14 protein-coding genes and 2 pseudogenes are annotated in these 17,289 nt (G+C 63.6%); 4 read left to right on the top strand and 12 right to left on the bottom strand.

What is annotated here, in order from left to right; all coding sequences use genetic code 11:
• Positions 1–82: 82 nt before the first annotated feature.
• Complete coding sequence (locus ACVWW3_RS04580) at positions 83–1,315, top strand: cytochrome P450 (RefSeq protein ID WP_456650789.1); 1,233 nt, start codon at positions 83–85, stop codon at positions 1,313–1,315.
• A 137-nt stretch (positions 1,316–1,452) separates the two neighbouring features.
• Here ACVWW3_RS04580 and ACVWW3_RS04575 read toward each other — a convergent pair whose 3' ends face one another.
• The 9 genes from ACVWW3_RS04575 to ACVWW3_RS04535 form a co-directional block, all read right to left on the bottom strand.
• Positions 1,453–2,316: a sugar phosphate isomerase/epimerase family protein gene (locus ACVWW3_RS04575; protein ID WP_456650790.1), complete on the bottom strand. Its 864-nt coding sequence runs from the start codon at positions 2,314–2,316 to the stop codon at positions 1,453–1,455.
• Positions 2,316–3,521 carry a dihydrodipicolinate synthase family protein gene (locus tag ACVWW3_RS04570; protein WP_456650791.1) on the bottom strand — a complete coding sequence of 402 codons (1,206 nt, stop codon included), beginning with the start codon at positions 3,519–3,521 and terminating at the stop codon, positions 2,316–2,318. The genes ACVWW3_RS04575 and ACVWW3_RS04570 overlap by 1 nt, the downstream gene beginning before the upstream one ends.
• A gap of 10 nt (positions 3,522–3,531) precedes the next feature.
• Complete coding sequence (locus ACVWW3_RS04565; protein ID WP_247288534.1) at positions 3,532–4,683, bottom strand: Gfo/Idh/MocA family protein; 1,152 nt, start codon at positions 4,681–4,683, stop codon at positions 3,532–3,534.
• Entirely contained in the window at positions 4,680–6,077 is a 1,398-nt protein-coding gene (locus ACVWW3_RS04560) for a hypothetical protein (protein ID WP_456650792.1), read from the bottom strand. The genes ACVWW3_RS04565 and ACVWW3_RS04560 overlap by 4 nt, the downstream gene beginning before the upstream one ends.
• Before the next feature lie 215 nt (positions 6,078–6,292).
• The gene (locus tag ACVWW3_RS04555; RefSeq protein ID WP_249804422.1) at positions 6,293–7,123 is read right to left on the bottom strand and encodes an ABC transporter ATP-binding protein; all 831 of its coding nucleotides are present in this window, start codon (positions 7,121–7,123) and stop codon (positions 6,293–6,295) included.
• 14 nt (positions 7,124–7,137) lie between these two features.
• Entirely contained in the window at positions 7,138–8,130 is a 993-nt protein-coding gene (locus ACVWW3_RS04550) for an ABC transporter substrate-binding protein (RefSeq protein ID WP_456650793.1), read from the bottom strand.
• Positions 8,131–8,185: 55 nt separating this feature from the next.
• A complete protein-coding gene (locus tag ACVWW3_RS04545) occupies positions 8,186–8,995 on the bottom strand; it encodes an ABC transporter permease (protein WP_456650794.1) in 810 nt (269 codons plus the stop codon).
• A 218-nt stretch (positions 8,996–9,213) separates the two neighbouring features.
• A complete protein-coding gene (locus tag ACVWW3_RS04540) occupies positions 9,214–9,921 on the bottom strand; it encodes a TetR/AcrR family transcriptional regulator (RefSeq protein WP_456650795.1) in 708 nt (235 codons plus the stop codon).
• A 149-nt stretch (positions 9,922–10,070) separates the two neighbouring features.
• Positions 10,071–10,919, bottom strand: a complete 849-nt coding sequence (locus tag ACVWW3_RS04535; protein ID WP_354051879.1) for a VOC family protein — start codon at positions 10,917–10,919, stop codon at positions 10,071–10,073.
• A 212-nt stretch (positions 10,920–11,131) separates the two neighbouring features.
• On the opposite strand from ACVWW3_RS04535, the pseudogene ACVWW3_RS04530 reads away from it, so the two are divergent.
• Positions 11,132–12,027: pseudogene (locus ACVWW3_RS04530) on the top strand (sugar kinase).
• Between the two features lie 17 nt (positions 12,028–12,044).
• On the top strand, positions 12,045–12,962 hold the full coding sequence (gene rbsK, locus ACVWW3_RS04525; protein ID WP_456650796.1) for a ribokinase: 918 nt from the start codon (positions 12,045–12,047) through the stop codon (positions 12,960–12,962).
• Here the strand turns inward: rbsK and ACVWW3_RS04520 are convergent.
• Positions 12,963–14,184 (bottom strand): annotated as a pseudogene (locus ACVWW3_RS04520) (NAD(P)/FAD-dependent oxidoreductase).
• 241 nt (positions 14,185–14,425) lie between these two features.
• On the opposite strand from ACVWW3_RS04520, the gene ACVWW3_RS04515 reads away from it, so the two are divergent.
• A complete protein-coding gene (locus tag ACVWW3_RS04515) occupies positions 14,426–15,220 on the top strand; it encodes an enoyl-CoA hydratase/isomerase family protein (protein WP_354051882.1) in 795 nt (264 codons plus the stop codon).
• A gap of 17 nt (positions 15,221–15,237) precedes the next feature.
• Here the strand turns inward: ACVWW3_RS04515 and ACVWW3_RS04510 are convergent, their stop codons facing one another.
• Positions 15,238–16,578 carry a TRAP transporter large permease gene (locus ACVWW3_RS04510; protein ID WP_354051885.1) on the bottom strand — a complete coding sequence of 447 codons (1,341 nt, stop codon included), beginning with the start codon at positions 16,576–16,578 and terminating at the stop codon, positions 15,238–15,240.
• Positions 16,575–17,153, bottom strand: a complete 579-nt coding sequence (locus ACVWW3_RS04505; RefSeq protein ID WP_456650797.1) for a TRAP transporter small permease — start codon at positions 17,151–17,153, stop codon at positions 16,575–16,577. The genes ACVWW3_RS04510 and ACVWW3_RS04505 overlap by 4 nt, the downstream gene beginning before the upstream one ends.
• Positions 17,154–17,289 lie beyond the last annotated feature (136 nt).

The following is a 17,289-nucleotide window of genomic DNA, read 5'->3' as shown; positions in this document are numbered from 1 at the left end:
CATGGCACGACTGTAGACGGTGACCCGCGTCGCTCGAAAGAGCGAAAACAGCATATCGGACTCAACCGGCGAGTATGGCGGCATGAACGCAAGTGCGAATGAACTGGCGGCCAAGTTCGATCTGGAGAAGCTGACGTCCGACTTCTACGCCGATCCCTACCCGACCTATCGTGCACTGCGGGAGAACGAACCGGTCAAGCGCCTGCCCAACGGCACCGTGTTCCTGACCCGCTATGACGATCTCGTCACGACCTACAAGAACACAATATCGTTCAGCTCGGACAAGAAGCGTGAGTTCGCGCCGAAATACGGCGACACCCCGCTCTACGAGCACCACACCACCAGTCTCGTCTTCAACGATCCGCCGGCGCATACGCGCGTACGGCGCCTGATCATGGGCGCGCTGTCACCGCGTGCGATCGCGGGGATGGAGCCTGATATCATCAAGCTGGTTGACGGCCTGCTCGACGCCATCGCCGCCAAAGGTGATTGCGAACTGATCGAGGACTTCGCCGCATCGATCCCCATCGAGGTGATCGGCAATCTGCTCGACGTTCCCCATGACGAGCGCGAGCCGCTGCGCGACTGGTCGTTGGCGATCCTCGGTGCGCTCGAACCGGTGGTGTCGCCTGAAGTGGCTGCGCGCGGCAATAAAGCCGTGACGGACTTTCTCGCCTATCTCTCGACACTGGTCGTGCGCCGTCGCGAGAGGCCGGGCAATCCCGAGCGCGACGTGCTGACGCGACTGATCCAGGGAGAAGGTAATGGCGAGGAGAACGGCAAGCGGCTGACCGAGAAGGAGCTGCTGCACAATTGCATCTTCCTGCTCAATGCCGGCCACGAGACCACCACCAACCTGATTGGCAACGGCCTCGTGACGCTCGACCGGAATCCGGATCAGAAACAGCGCTTGATCGGCCATCCGGATTTGATCAAACCTGCGGTCGAAGAGATGCTGCGCTACGAAAGCTCTAACCAACTCGGCAACCGCATGACCACGGAGCGGGTCGAGCTCGGCGGCGTCATGCTTGATGCCGGCACGTCGATCACGCTGTGTATCGGTGCAGCCAACCGCGATCCGGCACAGTTTCCGGACCCCGAGAGATTCGACGTCGCGCGCACGCCGAACCGGCATCTCGCCTTCGCCACCGGCGCGCATCAATGCGCCGGCATGGCGCTGGCGCGGCTGGAAGGCGCCATCGCGGTCTCGCGCTTTTTGGCGCGCTTCCCGAACTACGCCGTGAGCGGACAGCCGGTGCGAGGCGGACGGGTGCGGTTCCGCGGATTTTTGAGCGTGCCCTGCGAGATCGGCTGAGGCCTCAAAACAAAAAACTCGAAAACAACCCCATGCACAGTAGAAGGTTACCGGCGCGGGATGCCCCGGTGATTCCGCGCAACCCTTTGACATCGCAGACCATCAGCGCTGCCGCGCGCAATGGATTCCGGAAAGGCCTAAACCACCGTCTTGTGCCGCGCGATGCAGGTTTGCAGCACCTCGTCGATCGGTTTGTCCCACCAGCCGTTGGAGAAGATTTCGATCTCCGAATAGCCGGCAAAGCCCTGCGCTTCGACCGCTTCGCGCACCGATTTGATGTCGATGACGCCGTCGCCCATCATGCCGCGATCGTTGAGGATGTCCCTGGTCGGTACCAGCCAGTCGCAGACATGAAAGGCCAGCAGGCGATCCTTGCCGGCGCGCGCGATCTGGTTCATCAGCTCCGGGTCCCACCAGATGTGATAGACGTCGAGCGCGACACCCAGCATGCCGCTGCGATCAGGATCGAGCCGGTCGCAGATGTCGAGCGCCTGCTTCGTCGTGTTGACGCAGGCGCGGTCCGCCGCATAGGCCGGATGCAGCGGCTCGATCGCCAGCGGCAGCTTTGCCTGTTTGGCGTAATCGAACATATCAGCGAGCGCTTCCTCGACCTGCGTCCGCGCGCCGGCGATGTCCTTCGACGCCTTGCTGCCTGGCCGCGAATATTGCGGCAGGCCACCGACGACGAGAACGATGCAGGGTGCTCCCAGCGCCTTGGCTTCGTCGACGCAGCGCCGGTTGTCGTCGCGCACCTCGTCTCGGCGCGCAGCGTCGGATGTGAACATGCCGCCCCGGCAATAGCCGGATAGGTCGAGACCGGCATCACGCACCGCACGCGCGGCACGATCGAGGCCGACGGCCGCGACCTGGTCGCGCCAGGGATCGATGGCGCGGATGCCGTGCCTTGCACTGGCGTCGATGATCTCGACGAGGTCACCCTGCTTGCGGACCGTCGCCGTGTTGAGCGACAGCCAGCGATGGTCGGACGAGAAATCGCGCATCAGGATTCGATTCCGTGCGAGGCCAGCACGGTCTTCATCCGTCGCGTCGCAAGTTCAGGATTGGCAAGCAGACCGGCCTGATCGGCAAGGCGGAACAGCTCGGCCAGATGCAGCATCGAGCGCGTGCTCTCCTGCCCGCCGACCATGGTGAAATGGTCCTGGTGGCCGTTGAGATAAGCCATGAAGACAACGCCGGTCTTGTAGAAGCGCGTCGGCGCCTTGAAGATGTGGCGCGACAGCGGCACCGTCGGTCCCAGCACATCGTGGAAGCCGGCCTCGTCGCCGGCGGCCAACCGCGATAGCGCATAGGACGCCGCCGGCGCGATCGCATCGAAGATGCCGAGCAGCGCGTGCGAAAAGCCTTCGCCGTCGCCGGCGATCAGCTCCGCATAGTTGAAGTCGTCGCCGGTGTACATCTTGATACGCTTGTCGAGACGCCTGCGCATGTCGATCTCGCGCTGCTTGTCGAGCAGCGAAACTTTGACGCCGTCGATCTTGGTCGCGTTGCCGTTGATGATGGCAACCGCCGTGTCCATCGCCCTATCGAGATCGTTGGTGCCCCAATATCCCGTCAGCGCAGGATCGAACATATCGCCGAGCCAGTGGATGATCACGGGCTCGCGAACCTGCGACAGCACACGGTCATAAACCTTCGCATAGTCGTCAGCATTGCGACCCAGCTTGGCCAGCGCGCGCGACGCCATTAAAATGATGCGACCACCGACCTTTTCGACCGCCGATATCTGCTCCTCATAGGCGCGGATCACGTCGACGAGATTCTTGGCGTCCTCGACCGCGAGATGGTCGGTGCCGGCTCCCGAGAACACCAGCGCGTTGCGGCGCTTGGCAGCAGACACCGAACGCGTGATCAGCTCCAGCGAAGTCGGCCAATCCAGCCCCATACCGCGCTGCGCGGTGTCCATGGCTTCGGCGACGCCGAGCCCGAGGTCCCAGACATGCTCACGGAAAGCGATGGTCTTGTCCCAGTCGACGGCAACCGAAAGCCAGGGGTCGTTGTCGGCGAAAGGGTCAACCACCGTGTGCACCGCAGAAAATGCGATGCGATTCAGCGGTCCCTCGAGCTTTGCGGGAAACGTTCGCGACGCCGCGAGCCGGTAGGTTTCGATCGAACGATCGGCTTTCGGCAGCTTGAGCAACAGGGACGACGTTGAAGGGACGGGCTTGGGCAGGTCGGGCTTATTCATTGCTCCCTCCTCAGACCTTGATCGGGGCGACGTCGATCCAGCGCCGCTCCTTCCAGCTCTTCAGCGCGCATTCGGCGAGCTGCACACCCTTGACGCCTTCGAGCAGCGTGAACTTGTAGGGCGCATCCTCGTAGACGTGGCGGATGAACATCTCCCACTGCTCCTTGAAGCCGTTGTCGTAGGTGACATTATCCGGCAGTTTCTGCCAATCGCCGTAAAAGTCATGCAGCCGCTTCTCGTCGGGATTCCACACCGGTCGCGGTGTTGCCTGCCGCGCCTGGATCATGCAGTCCGAAAGGCCGGCGACTGCCGAGCCGAGCGTGCCGTCGACCTGGAAGGTGACGAGATCGTCGCGATAGACGCGCGTCACCCAGGACATGTTGATGTGGGCGATGGCGCCGCCCTTGAGCTGGAACGTCGCATAGGCGGAGTCGTCGGCGGTCGCTTTGTACTTCTTGCCCTGCTCGTCGAAACGCTCGGGAATGTCGGTGTTGCCGATGCAGCTCACGCTCTCGACCTCGCCGAAGAGATTGTCGAGCACGTAGCGCCAATGGCAGACCATATCGAGGATGATGCCGCCGCCGTCCTCGTCGCGGTAATTCCATGACGGCCGCTGCGCCTCCTGCCAACCACCTTCGAACACCCAATAGCCGAACTCGCCGCGTACCGAGAGGATGCGGCCGAAGAAGCCGGAGTCACGCAGGAAGGCAATCTTTTTCAGGCCGGGCAGGAACAGCTTGTCCTGCACCGTGCCGTGCTTCACGCCCTTGGAATTGGCGAGCTTGACGACCTCGAGCGCTGCCTCGAAATTCGTCGCGATCGGCTTCTCGCAATAGACATGCTTCCCGGCATTGATGGCCTGAGTGAGCAGACCGGGGCGCGCCTGCGTGGTCGCAGCGTCGAAAAACATGGTGTCGTTCTTGTCGGCGAGCGCCGCGTCGAGGTCGGTGGTCCAGCGCGTGATGTTGTAGCGCTTGGCCAGCCCCTCGACCTTCTCGGCGCTGCGGCCGACCAGGATCGGATCAGGCATCACGCGATCGCCGTTCTTCAAACGGACGCCGCCCTGCTCGCGGATCGCGACGATCGAGCGAATCAGATGCTGGTTCAGGCCCATGCGGCCGGTGACGCCGTTCATGATAAGGCCGAGGCGTTGGGTGGTCATACCGATTGCTCCCTAGGTGATTTTGGCTGTTCGAGCGGGCGCAGTGCCGACCAGTCCGGATGGACTGACGTCGCAAAACCCGCTCGGTTGAGCGATCCCGTCGGGAGATCGCCGTTGTGAATGGAGAGCCGGATGCCCTGCCAGGCATCGGCGTAGAGATCGGGATGTGCTGCCGCGAAGGCCTCGGCTTCTGCGGCGGGCGCCTCGCCAAAGCCGCCGACATAGTGATGGCCGTTGCGCTCGGCGTGCGTGATGCCAAGGAAGGCGCCGAGCGCGAGATCCTGCTGTACGGCGAGGCCCGCCTGGCAGGTGAGGTCCTCACCGGTCACGAAGAATCTTTCGCCGCCCGCGCTCCATTTCGCCGCGCGCGTCGCGTTGACGATGGACTTGTAGAGCCCCTTGCAGGACTTCGAGGAGATGCCGCAATAGCCGAGCGCCCGGGCCGCAGGAAACGCGTCGTAGGAATCGTCGGCTTCGTCGATGATGAAGCCGCGCGCGGCCAGCGAACCCAGCGGTGATTGCCGGGTGATATCGCGCGGCATCGGCTGCTCGACGTAGAGCAAGCGCGACGCGATCGGCCGCAATGTGGGATCACGATCAAGCCGGTCCATCAGCGCCTGCAACGCCGCGAGATCCGCGTATTGCTCGTTGGCATCGAGCGTCGCCTTGTAGTCACGTCCAAGCGTATCGAGCTCCTTGCCGATCCGCGCCAGCCGCGCTGCGTCGGCCACGGGATCGCCCGACAGCTTCAGCTTGAAGTATCTTGCACCGGAGTTCTCGCGGGCATCGGCAACCCCGCCCTCACCTTCAACGGTATCGTCGAGGCCGACGGTATGCCTGATGGCAACACGCGACAGCGGCTTCCGGCCGGACAGGAACGTCGTGAGGTCCGTTTCCTTCAGGTCAGGCGACAGCCGCGCATCGATGCCGGCGATGTTGCCGGCCATGCCGTCGAAAAAACTGGTCTCGGCCGCGCGCAGGAGCGCGTCGAGGATCGCCTTGTCGATTTCCGCGGGGCCGTAAGCCGCCGCAAGCGCCGGAATATTCTTTTTCGCACAGGTCGCGACCTGGGCACCGATGCACGAGGCATGCAGATCGAATGCCGTCAGAAATCCAGTTCGCGCAAGATAAAGCCGCCGCGCGATCTCCAGCGAGCGGCGCAGATCATCGACGGTCTGTGCCGGCGACAGCTCCGGCCGCTTGTCGAACCATTTTGGTACCAGCAGCTCGGCGCTGGCGCCGACCGCGGTCCCCTTGCCTTCGACCTCGATCTCGACCCGCACGAACAGCTGCGGCGTCGCGTTGATCGTGATCGCGCCAAAGCGGAACGGCCGCGCGAAATGCACGGGACGTTCGAAGAACGCGATGTCTCGCAGCTTCAGGCGCGGTGGCATGGTGCTTCCGCATGTGAGCTTGTTGGAAACCGGTCTGGCCGCTCGGACGGTGCACCTCGCCCGCTTGCGGGAGAGGTCGGCGCGCAGCGCCGGGTGAGGGTTCTTTCCGCGACCGGACAATCCTGATGCGGAGATACCCTCTCCCCAGTCCTCCCCCGCACGCGGGGGAGGGAGCGCACCGTGCATGTGGTCGGGCTGGAGAACACCATCGCTAACTAATCCAACGCCCCTTGCGAGAAGAAATGCTTGCGGATGCGTTGCACGAGTTCGGTGAAGACAGGATCAGCCATCACGTCGAGCGAACGTGGACGCGGCAGTGGCACGTCGTAGATCGCGGCGATCGCGCCGGGCCGCTCGGTCATGACCAGCACGCGATCGGCGAGGAACACCGCCTCGGGGATCGAATGCGTGATCAGCAGCACCGTCTTTTTCGTTTCGCGCTGGATCCGCATCAACTCGACGTTCATGCGCTCGCGCGTCAGCGCATCGAGCGCGCCGAACGGCTCGTCCATCAGCATGATCTTGGGATCGTGCACCAGCGCGCGGCAGATCGAGGCGCGCTGCTGCATGCCGCCGGAGAGTTGCCACGGCAGCTTCTTCTCGAAGCCTTCGAGCCCAACCATCTTCAACAGCGCCTTGGCGCGGTCGAGATATGTCTGCCGCGGCAGCCGCTTCATGTCGATCGGCAGCATCACGTTGGCCAGGATGTTGCGCCATGGCAGCAGCAGCGCGTTCTGGAACACGATGCCGACATTGCCGTGCGGCGTCGTCACCTTCTCGCCCTCGACCAGGATCTCGCCTGATGTCGGCGGCAGCAATCCCGAGATCAGCTTGAGCAGCGTGGACTTGCCGCAGCCGGACGGGCCGACCACGACAAAGAACTCGCCGTCGTTGATGTGGAAATCGAGCGGCCGCAACGACGGCACATCGCCGTCGCGCGTCCGATAGGTCTTCGACACGCCGGACAGCTTGATGCCCGACGCATCGCCGGCAGCACGGTCGCTCACCAATCTCAGATGTGCGGCCGGCTGCGCGATTTCACTCATAACTGTCGCAGGTTTCACGAGCCGCTCTTCGGCAGATAGTCGTTGGTGTAGAACGCCTTCGGGTTATCCTTGGCCTTGGCATCGAGCCCGCCATATTCGACCATCAGATTGACTGAGTCGGTCATGTTCTGGTCGGTGACCTGGAACGGCCGCTTGCTCTTGGTCTCCGCAGTCCGGTAGAGCGGAATGGTCAACTCAAAACCCTGCGTCAGCGTATCGATCTTGCCGCCCTTCGGGTTGGCGTCGAGGATCGACTGCGCTGCAGCCTTCGGCTCCTTCTCGGCAGCCTCGACCGCCTTGGTCGTCGCCGACATGAAGCGGCGCACGAGGTCGGCATTGGCCTTCACATAATCGGTGTTGGCGATGATGCCCGAGGAGACCATGTTGATGCCGTAGTCCGCGAATTTGATCGGATAGACGTCCTTGCCGGTGGCGTCCTTGATCTTCATCGACTGGTCCATGACGTAGCCGAGCAGGAGGTCAGCCTGGCCGTTGATGACCGCATTGAGCTTGGTCTGGCCGTCGCCGGCGACGGTCTGGAAGTCGCTCTCCTTCAGGCCGGTCTTCTTCAGGAACAGCGGCCAGATCTGCGTCATGGAATCGGCAGGCGTGATCGCAACCGTCTTGCCCTTGATGTCCTCAGGTTTCTTGATGTTCTTGTCGACGAAACCCATGGCGGACATCGGGCTGGTCTGGAGCAGCACGCCGGTCGCAACCACCGGCGCGCCCTTGATCGCGGCGCGCATCATGGTGGGCACGTCGACATAGCCGAAGTCGGCGGTCTTGGCGGCCACCGCCTGGGTGGTCGCCGCCGAGCCGCGGCCTTCCTGGATTTCGAGGTCGATGCCCTCGGCTGCGTAAATGCCCTTGGCCTTACCGTAATAGAACGGCGCGTGCTCGCCATAGACGTACCAGTTGAGCATCAGCACGACCTTGTCGGCCGCCTGCGCCGGCATCGCCGCGAACACCATCAGCGCCGCAGAGACTGCTCCTATCCACCGCTTCATCGTCCACTCTCCCTTGCCGTTTGCTTCGGCCGTTGGTGGCCATTCGTTGCTTTAGCTAAGATGCGAAAATCACGTCCTCACGCTGGCTGACATGCCACGGAATGACCAGCTTTTCGATGCGGTCCACGACCCAGAACAGGATCACGCCGAGCAGCGCGAGGATCACGAGGGCTGCGAACATCGTCGGCAGGTCGAACGTGCCGATCGAGCGCTGCATCACGTAGCCGATGCCGGAATTGGAACCCACGAACTCACCGACGACGGCGCCGACCACCGCCAGCGTCACCGACACTTTGAGGCCGGAGAAGATCGCGGGCAGCGCATGCGGCAGGTTCACGGCACAAAACACCTGGAAGCGGCTGCCCTGCATGGCGCGGGCGAGATCCACCATGTCGGGATCGACCGATTTGAAGCCCTGCACGGCGGAGACCACCACCGGGAAGAAGCCGAGCAGGAAGGCCGAAATCACTTTCGGAATGATGCCGAAACCGAACCACACCACGAACAGCGGCGCGATCGCGATCTTCGGCACGGATTGCGAGAACACCAGCAGCGGATAGACGTAGCTCTCCACCGTCTTCGACCCCGCGATCAGCATGGCGACGGGAATGCCGAACAGCGCCGACAGCAGGAAGCCGCAGACAGTGGCATAGGTCGTCGGCCAGGACTGGCGAAGCAATTCCGGCCAGTCGGTGCGTAGCACTGCAAGGACATCGCCAGGTGACGGGATTTGATAGGCGGGAATCTTGAACAGCCGGATCGCGAGATCCCAGGCGACGACGATGAAGACAAGGAACAGGAACGGCCGAATCCAGGCCGCATTCAGCATCTTGGACACCGCACTCTGCGGCTTCAGCTCCGCCACGTTCTCACTCCCGGTCGTCTTGTTCGTTGAGGGAGAAATTAACCGATTGGGTAAATACTGTCCAGAGGTTTCCCTGTGACGTTTTGTGCCTGTTCCCCCGCTGGTCGTGCCCGGGCTTGTCCCGGGCATCCACGCCTCTCCTCACGCGGAGACGCGCGTGGACGGCCGGGACAAGCCAGGACAAACCCGGCCATGACGGATCCGGCGAGAGCTTGAGATTAAACCGTCTGCGCCACCGCGGCGCGCGACTTCGGCGCCTTGACGATCTTCAGCAGCTCCGCCGAGCGCCCCGTCAGCGCTGCCAGCACGAGGCCGACCATGTGGGCCAGCCGCTCGTCCTTGGCGTCCTTGGCCAGCAAATCGCGGCCGAAGATCACGCTGAGCGTCGCCGAGTTCGAGAGATAGAAGAAGCAAAGCCCCGCGATCGAGATGTAGAGCTGCACCGGATCGACCGCGACCTGGAAGTCGCCGCTCTCGACACCGCGCCGCACCACGGTGCGGATCATCTCGACGAAGGGCGAGTGCATCGACTTGACCTTGGTGGAGCGCTTCAAATGCTTTGCGCGCGCGAGGTTCTCGGTCTGGAGCAGCGACAGGAATTCGGGATTGCGCAGAAAGTAATTCCAGGTGAACTCGATCAGGCGCCTGATGGCCTCGGGCGGGTCGAGGTGCTCGAGATCGAGCCCACGCTCCTCGCTGCGGATCTTTTCATAGGCGCCTTCGAGCACCGCGAGATAGAGCTCGTCCTTGTTGCCGACGTGATAGTACAGCATCCGCTTGTTGGCGCCGGCCTGTTCAGCAATGCGATCGACACGTGCGCCGGCAAGACCGTGGGCCGAGAATTCCTGCTTGGCGGCTTCGAGAATGCGCAGCCGCATCCCCTCGGGATCGCGCTGCCATTTCGGAGTTCGCTTTGCCTTCGCCAAACCGGTTGCTCGCTGGGTGGTCTCAGGATGGATGTAACACGCGCTCGCCGTCATTGCGAGGCGCCCTTGCGACGAAGCAATCCAGACTGTCTCCGTGGAGGGATTCTGGATTGCTTCGCTGCACTCGCAATGACGGGGAAAGGCTTAACCTACTCCACCGGCTTCGGCGAGCGCTCCAGCAGCACCGTCTGGATGCTGCAAGTGCCGGTCCTGACCGTCATCACCCGCGTGCCCGGCTTGCGGCCGTTGCGGACCTCGGTGACGTCGAGGCCGCCAGCGATCAGGCGGGCGCGCGTGGCGTCGATGTCGGTCACCCGCCAACTCAGGCCCCAGAGGCGGTCATGCAGGGAGTCGCCGCCCGCGACGGGGCGGCGCACCACCTCGACGACGAGATCGCCGCAGCGGAAGAACATCAGCTGGCCCCAATCCTGGTGCGAGCGGTCGAGCGCCAGATCAAGTCGGAGCCGCGCGCCGTAGAGCGCGGCGGCGCGCTCGGAGTCCTCGGTGGTGATCACGACGTGGTCGAGCGCGTCGATCGGCGCGATATCGGTCGCAGGCGAAAGCGGACGCTCATCAGCCAGTTCGAGGAAGAACATGCGCACCCCGCGCGTGAGCTCCGTGGCGGCGCGCGTCCGCTTCCAGTGGAGGACCGCACCGCTCTGCGCGTCGCTGCTTTCGACCTCGGCAACACCATCCGGCTTGAGCGCCACCCGCTCCAGCCGCCGGTGCATTTTACCCATGTCTGCGACACGAAAGCACAGGCTGGCGAGCACACCCTCTTGATCGCCGAGCAGCGCGCGCATGCGGTCGGCGGTCACGCTGAATCCGTTCGGCGCCATCAACTCGATCGTCATGTTCGCGAGGGTGAACAGCACCCGGTCAGCGCCCTCGCCCGAGTTCTGCCACGCCGGCGCACGCCCGAGCAGCGTCTGATAGGCCGCCTTGGCCGTACCGATATCCCTGACCAGAGCGACGATGTGATCGAGGCCGGTGATCATGTTTTCCCCCTGTTGGATCGGCCCGGAACCGTGGACCGAGAGACGGCATTTGCCCGGGCTTGGCATTGCCCGGTGATGGTCGTATTCCGGCACTATGCCGACCTCAAGCGCTTCGGGCGGCAGTTTTGCGAATAATTTCAGCGGTCCCTCAGCGGGACCGGTGCTACAGTAAGCGCGCCGGCCGGGACCACAAAGCGCATCACGGACAATCAATGCAGGCTCTCTTTATCGGACAGACCTATATCGACGTCGTCTTCATTACCGACCACATGCCGACCGGCGACGAGAAGCACGTGGCCTCCGACTACGCGGTTTCCTTCGGCGGCAACGCGGTGACAGCGGCGTTCTCTGCTGCGCCAAGCTCGGCATCGTGCCCGATCTGATCGCCACCGCGGCCAATGACTGGCTCGGTCGCATGTTCATGGACATGTGCGCGAAATACGCGATCTCGCTGCACGGGCGGAAGGTCAACCAGTCCTCGCTGTCCTTCATCATGCCGAAGGACGGCAAGCGCGCCATCGTCCGCTGCCGCGACGACGACCACATCCATCCGTTCCCGATGCTAAATCTCGGCGGCTGCCGCGCGCTGCATGTCGACGGTCACCAGCCCGATGCCGCGATCCACTACGCGAAAGTCTGCCGCGAGGCCGGCATCCTGACCTCGCTCGACGGCGGCGGCCTGCGCACCAACACGCATGAGCTATTGGAATTCATCGACGTCGCGATCGTTGCCGAGCGCCTGTGCGAACAGATGGACCTGACGCCGGAGAAGATGCTGGACTATCTCAAGAGCCGCGGCTGCAAGATCGGCGGCATCACCATGGGTGAGAAGGGCCTGCTCTGGTACAACGAAACAGGCGCGGTCGAGATCATGCCGGCGATGCCGATCCCGCGCGAGCGCGTGATCGATACCAACGGCGCCGGCGATGTCTTCCACGGCGCCTATGTCTATTCCTATCTCGCCCATCCCGGCAAAAGCTGGCGCGAGCACTTTGATTTTGCCCGCGCCGCCTCGACCTTCAAGATCCAGCGTCTAGGCAACGAAGCCGGCCTGCCGACGCTTGTCGACATCGCCAAGGTCAGGCACGAGTTCGAGGCCAGGGTCTAGCGTTCGCAGGAGTCATGATGGGACGCGTCTTCGTCGCCGGCAGCATCAACATGGATGTAGTGGCGACAGCCGATCGCCATCCCCGGGTCGGCGAGACCGTCGCCGGCAAGCAGGTACTGTATTTCCCGGGCGGCAAGGGCGCGAACCAGGCGGTCGCGGCATCGCGGCTTGGCGCGAGGACCACGCTGATCGGACGGCTCGGCAAGGATTCGTTTGGAGGTGAGCTGAAGGCTTTCCTTGTCGATCAGGGCATCGATCTCGGCTACCTCCAGGAGACGACTGAGGCCCACACCGGCACCGCGATTATCACCGTGGCGGACGCCGACAACACCATCATCGTCATTCCCGGCGCCAATGCGCTGGTCGGCGCTGATGATGTCAGCGTTGTACCGATGTTGAAAGGCGATGTCGCGGTCAGCCAATTCGAAATCCCGCTGCCGACGATTGCCGCGTTCTTCCGGCGCGCCCGTGCGGCCGGGGCCACGACGCTGCTCAATCCGGCCCCGGCGCAAAACATGTCCGGCGAATTGCTCGCGCTCGTCGACATCCTCGTGCTGAACGAGACCGAACTCGGCTTCCTCGCCGGCGTGGAGTTGTCTGATAGTGACGAGGCTGCGCGGATCATCGATGTCGCGCGAAAACTTCAGGCGCGCGAGGACCAGACCATCTGCGTGACGCTCGGCAAGCGCGGCGTGCTCGCTCTCGCCGGACGCGAGGAGTTGTCGGTGGCCGGTCGCGCGGTGAAGGCGATCGACACCACAGGCGCGGGCGATTGTTTTGTGGGAGCGCTCGCGGCGCGATTGTCGGAGGGCGCGGCGTTGCGCACGGCGCTCACCTTCGCCAATGCCGCCGCCTCGATCTCCGTGCAGCGCATGGGCGCGGGGCCGTCGATGCCGACGGCGGCGGAAGTCGCCGCCGTCCTCAACGCCGGCTGATCACGCCAGCGCGCCCTTCAGGTCAAAACTTTCATCGGCGGCCTGCTCTGGCGTGATCGAGCGATCCAGGCCGAACAGGCGGCGGCCGAACATGTGATCGCCGGCGCGGTTGATCGATTCGATGCCGAGCAGCTTCTCGCCCTTGTAGCAGAACGCCGAGAACGCCTTCCGGGTGGGATCGCCGCGGAGCACGACACTGTCGTAGCCGGTGGTGAGGCCCGCGATCTGCAGCTTGTCCTCGCCTTGGTCGCTCCAGAACCAGGGACGGCTGTCATAGGCCTTCCGGTCGCCGGTCAGCCGCGCCGCGGAGGCAGCGGGCGTGATCGGTGGCGTTCTGCACCGATTCCACGCGCAGCGAACCGCCGAAGCGCGGGCTTTCGAACAACGCGCAATCGCCGATCGCCGAGATATCAGGATCAGCGGTCGAGAGATATTCGTCGACGATGATGCCGGCAGCAACCGGCAGCCCCGCCTCCGCCGCAAGCTCGATGTTCGGCAGCACCCCGACGCCGACCACGACGAGATCGGCGGGCAGATGCCTTCCGTCGCTCAAGGAGACGCCGGTGACCTTGCCGCCCTCAGCCTCGATCGCGGTTGCCTGTACGCCGAGGTGAATGCGGATGCCGGCCTCGCGATGCCGCGCCTGAAAATACTCCGAGACCTCCGCCGTCACTGCGCGCGCCATTACACGCGGGGCGAGTTCGAGCACGTCGACCTCTAGCCCCTTGATGCGCGCAGTGGCCGCGAATTCCAGTCCTATGAAGCCGGCACCGATGACCACCACGCGCGTCTTCGACGGGATGATCTTTCGCAGCGCCTCGCTCTCGTCGAGGATGCGCAGATACTTTACGTCAGGGAGATTGGCGTTGGGCAGATCGAGCAAACGGTTGCGCGCGCCGGTCGCCAGCACGAGATGGCCGTAAGGCAGCGTCTTTCCCGACGCGAGCAGTACCTTGCGCCCCGCGCGGTCGATCGACACCACGCGGCCCGCGATCAGTTCGATGGTCTGGTCCTGGTAGAACTTCTCCGGCCGGAACATCAGGCTCTCCGGCCCGGCCGAGCCCTTGATATAGGCCTTCGACAGCGGCGGCCGTTGATAGGGCAGATGGGCCTCGTCATTGACCAGGCAGATGGGAGCGGAAAATCCCGCCTGGCGCAGGGATGCCGCGACCTGGTAGCCGCCATGACCGGCACCGACAATGATCACTGGACCATCCGTCATCGGAACAGCCCATTTCCGGAGACACGAGCGTAACCCATGTCGTCTCCTCTCTCGCTGGTTTTGATTTTCTGGCCCAGGAGGAGCCGGCGCTCGTGTCCGTCCCTCGGCAAAGGCAGGTACATTTGAGCCTATCGTTCCGGCTTGCGCAAGAGCACCGGGCGGGGCACTGGCGGCCGGGGATTGTCACCCCTCGCCTTCTGCGATCTAGTTGCAGCAGCGACCTCATGCCGGGAATTTTCCGATGCCAGCTCCAATCTCCCAACCCGACGACCCCGCTTTGCTGCGGATCGACGGCCCGATTGCGACCATCACGCTCAACCGCCCCGCCGCGTTCAACTCGATCAATCTGGCGATTGCGCAAAAGCTCGAGCAGCTCGCGGCCTATATCGAGAGCGCTGACGACATCAAAATTGTGGTGATCGAAGGCGAGGGCCGCGCCTTTTCAGCAGGCGGCGATCTGCAGACGATTGGTGCGGCGGCCGAGACCAACACGGTGACGCCTGTCCTCGGCGAGCTATTGAAGCACTATCATGCCTTCATCGAGATCATCAGGCGCATGCCGAAGATCTCGCTCTCCAGCGTGCACGGCTCAGCCGCCGGCGCCGGCATGGGCCTCGCCTTTGTCACCGATCTCTGCATCGCCGCAGACGACGCCAAATTCACGCCGGCCTACGCCAAGATCGGGGTCTCACCGGATGGCGGATCTACGGTCGGGATCGTGAACACGGTCGGCCCGCGTCGCGCGCTCCAGATTTTCCTGTCCGAGGACAATTTTACCGCGCAGCAGGCCCATGAATGGGGCCTGGTCGCGAAGGTCGTTCCCGCGACGGAGTTGAAGGCGGCGACGCGACAACTCGCCGAGCGTTTGGCGCAGAACCCGGCGGCGGCAATTGCCGGCACCAAATCGCTGGTCTACCAGGCCGCCACAACGCCGGTGAAGCAGCAGCTCGACGCCGAGGAGCACAAGATCATCATGGCGATGAACACGGAGGAGTTCCGCGCCGCGGTCAAGAAATTCACCAGCAAGAGCAAGTAGCGTTCACTCAAGCAGGCTTACTTGGGACAGATATAGCCCGTGCCCGCCGGCGACTTGAAGCATCCGACCGATTCCGGCAGCACTTTCTGCGGCAGCCACAGCACCACGCTCGGGAAGTAGATCGCGAACGCAATCGTCCCAAGGAACACGAGGTAGATCGGCAACGCGGCGCGTAGCGCTTTTGCAAAACTGACGCCCACGAATTTCGACGCCATCAGCAGCACCAGGCCGTAGGGCGGCGTGATGAGACCGAAGGCCAGCGTTGCGATCAGCACCACGCCCATATGCACGGCGTTGATGTCGCCGGCTTCCGTCAATGTGTTGACCAGCGGCATGAAGATGATGATGGTCGGCACCGGCTCGATGAAATCACCGACCACCGTGAAGAGCAGGACCATCAACAGCATGATCAGATGCGGGTCGTTGCCGGCCATCGAGGTGATGACATCGGCGATGTAGCTTGCACCGCGCAGATAAGCGAGCATCCAGCCGAACGCATTGGCGGCGCCGATGGTGATCAGCGGCAGCGAGAAGATCAGGCCCGCAAGACAGAAATCGTACGGGATCTTCCTGATGTGCCCGCGGTTGAGCGCGGGGATCACGACGACGACAATCCAGACGACGGCCACGACGCCCGCTTCCGTCGGCGTGAACCAGCCGGTGAGAATGCCACCGAGCAGGATGACAGGGATCATCAACGGCAGCGCCGCATCGCCCGCCGCGAACACCACCTGCCGCAGCGGCGCGCGCGGCTTGCGCAGGCCGGAGGGCCCGAAGAAATAGCAGTAGATCATCAGCCCGAAGCCGATCATCAGCCCCGGCACGACGCCCGCCATGAACAGACCGGCGATCGAGACGTTGCCGACGGCACCATAGACCACAGCGGTGATGCTCGGCGGCACCAGCGCTGCGATGGTCGAGGCGGAGGCGATGATCGCGGCGATGAAGGCGGGCTCGTAGCCCTCGCGCTTCATCGGGCCGCCCAGCGCGCGGCTCATCACCGCGACGTCGGCCGTGGTCGAGCCTGACATCTCCGAGAAGAACATGCTGAAGACGACCACGACCTGCGACAGCCCGCCCCTGATATGTCCGACCAGCGACACCGAGAGATTGGCTATTCGTACCACCACATTGGCCGAGCTCATGAGCTCGCCGACCAGCAGGAAGAACGGGATCGCCAGCAGCGCCTCGGAATCGACGCCGTCGAAGATCTTCTGGATGATGGCGGCGAGCGACACGTCGGAGAGAAGCGCGCCGATGAAGACGCCGGCCATCAGCGAGAACGGCACGGGCACGCCGAGATAGCCGAACGACAGGAAGCAGATCGTCATCAATGCCAGGACAATGGGTGCGCTCACGGCTGCGCCCTCATCTGTGCGTCGGTGATGATAGGCGCTCCGTCCTCCTCGGGCGGCTCGGGGTGGTCAAAACCGTTGCGCAAACCGTTGACGAGCTGCTCGATGGTAAACAGGCCGATCAGCACGCCCGACAGCGGGATGATCGCGTAGAGCGAAGCGATCGGCGTCCCGGACGGCAGGCGGAAACTGCCGAAGCCGCGGAGATAATTCTGGTAGCCGTACCAGATCAGGCCGAAGGCGACGCCGAGCACGACAAGGCGGATGATCACCTCGACGATCAGCCGCGACGTGCCGTGCATCGCCTCGGAGATGGCGGTGAGATAAAGGTGGTCGTTGCGCCGGGTCGCAGCCGCGGTGCCGACGAAGATCGCATAGATGAACAGCGTCGAGGTGACTTCCTGAAGCCACAGCCAGGGATGGCCGATGGTGCGGGTGACGATGTCGGCGGTCACCGACAGCGAGAAGCCGAAGCAGAGCACGCCGCAGAGGATCATCAGCGCAAGCTCGAGCCAGTCGAGCCCGCGCCATTTCAGATGACGTTGCCGTTGCACCAGCAGTTTGTCGGCGATGGCCATTCAACTTTCCCGTCGTCCCGGAGCTATCGCGGGCGACAGCTCGGAAGCTGCCGAACGTGCTCGGCCCGCATGGTTCGAGATGCCCGCTGCGGCGGCTCCTCACCATGAGGGTCTAAAATCTCGCCTGAAAACGTGA

The sequence above is a fragment of the Bradyrhizobium sp. LM2.9 genome (assembly GCF_054056555.1).
Note: the sequence above shows the minus strand (reverse complement) of the source record. Positions and strands in the feature narration are given on the sequence as shown.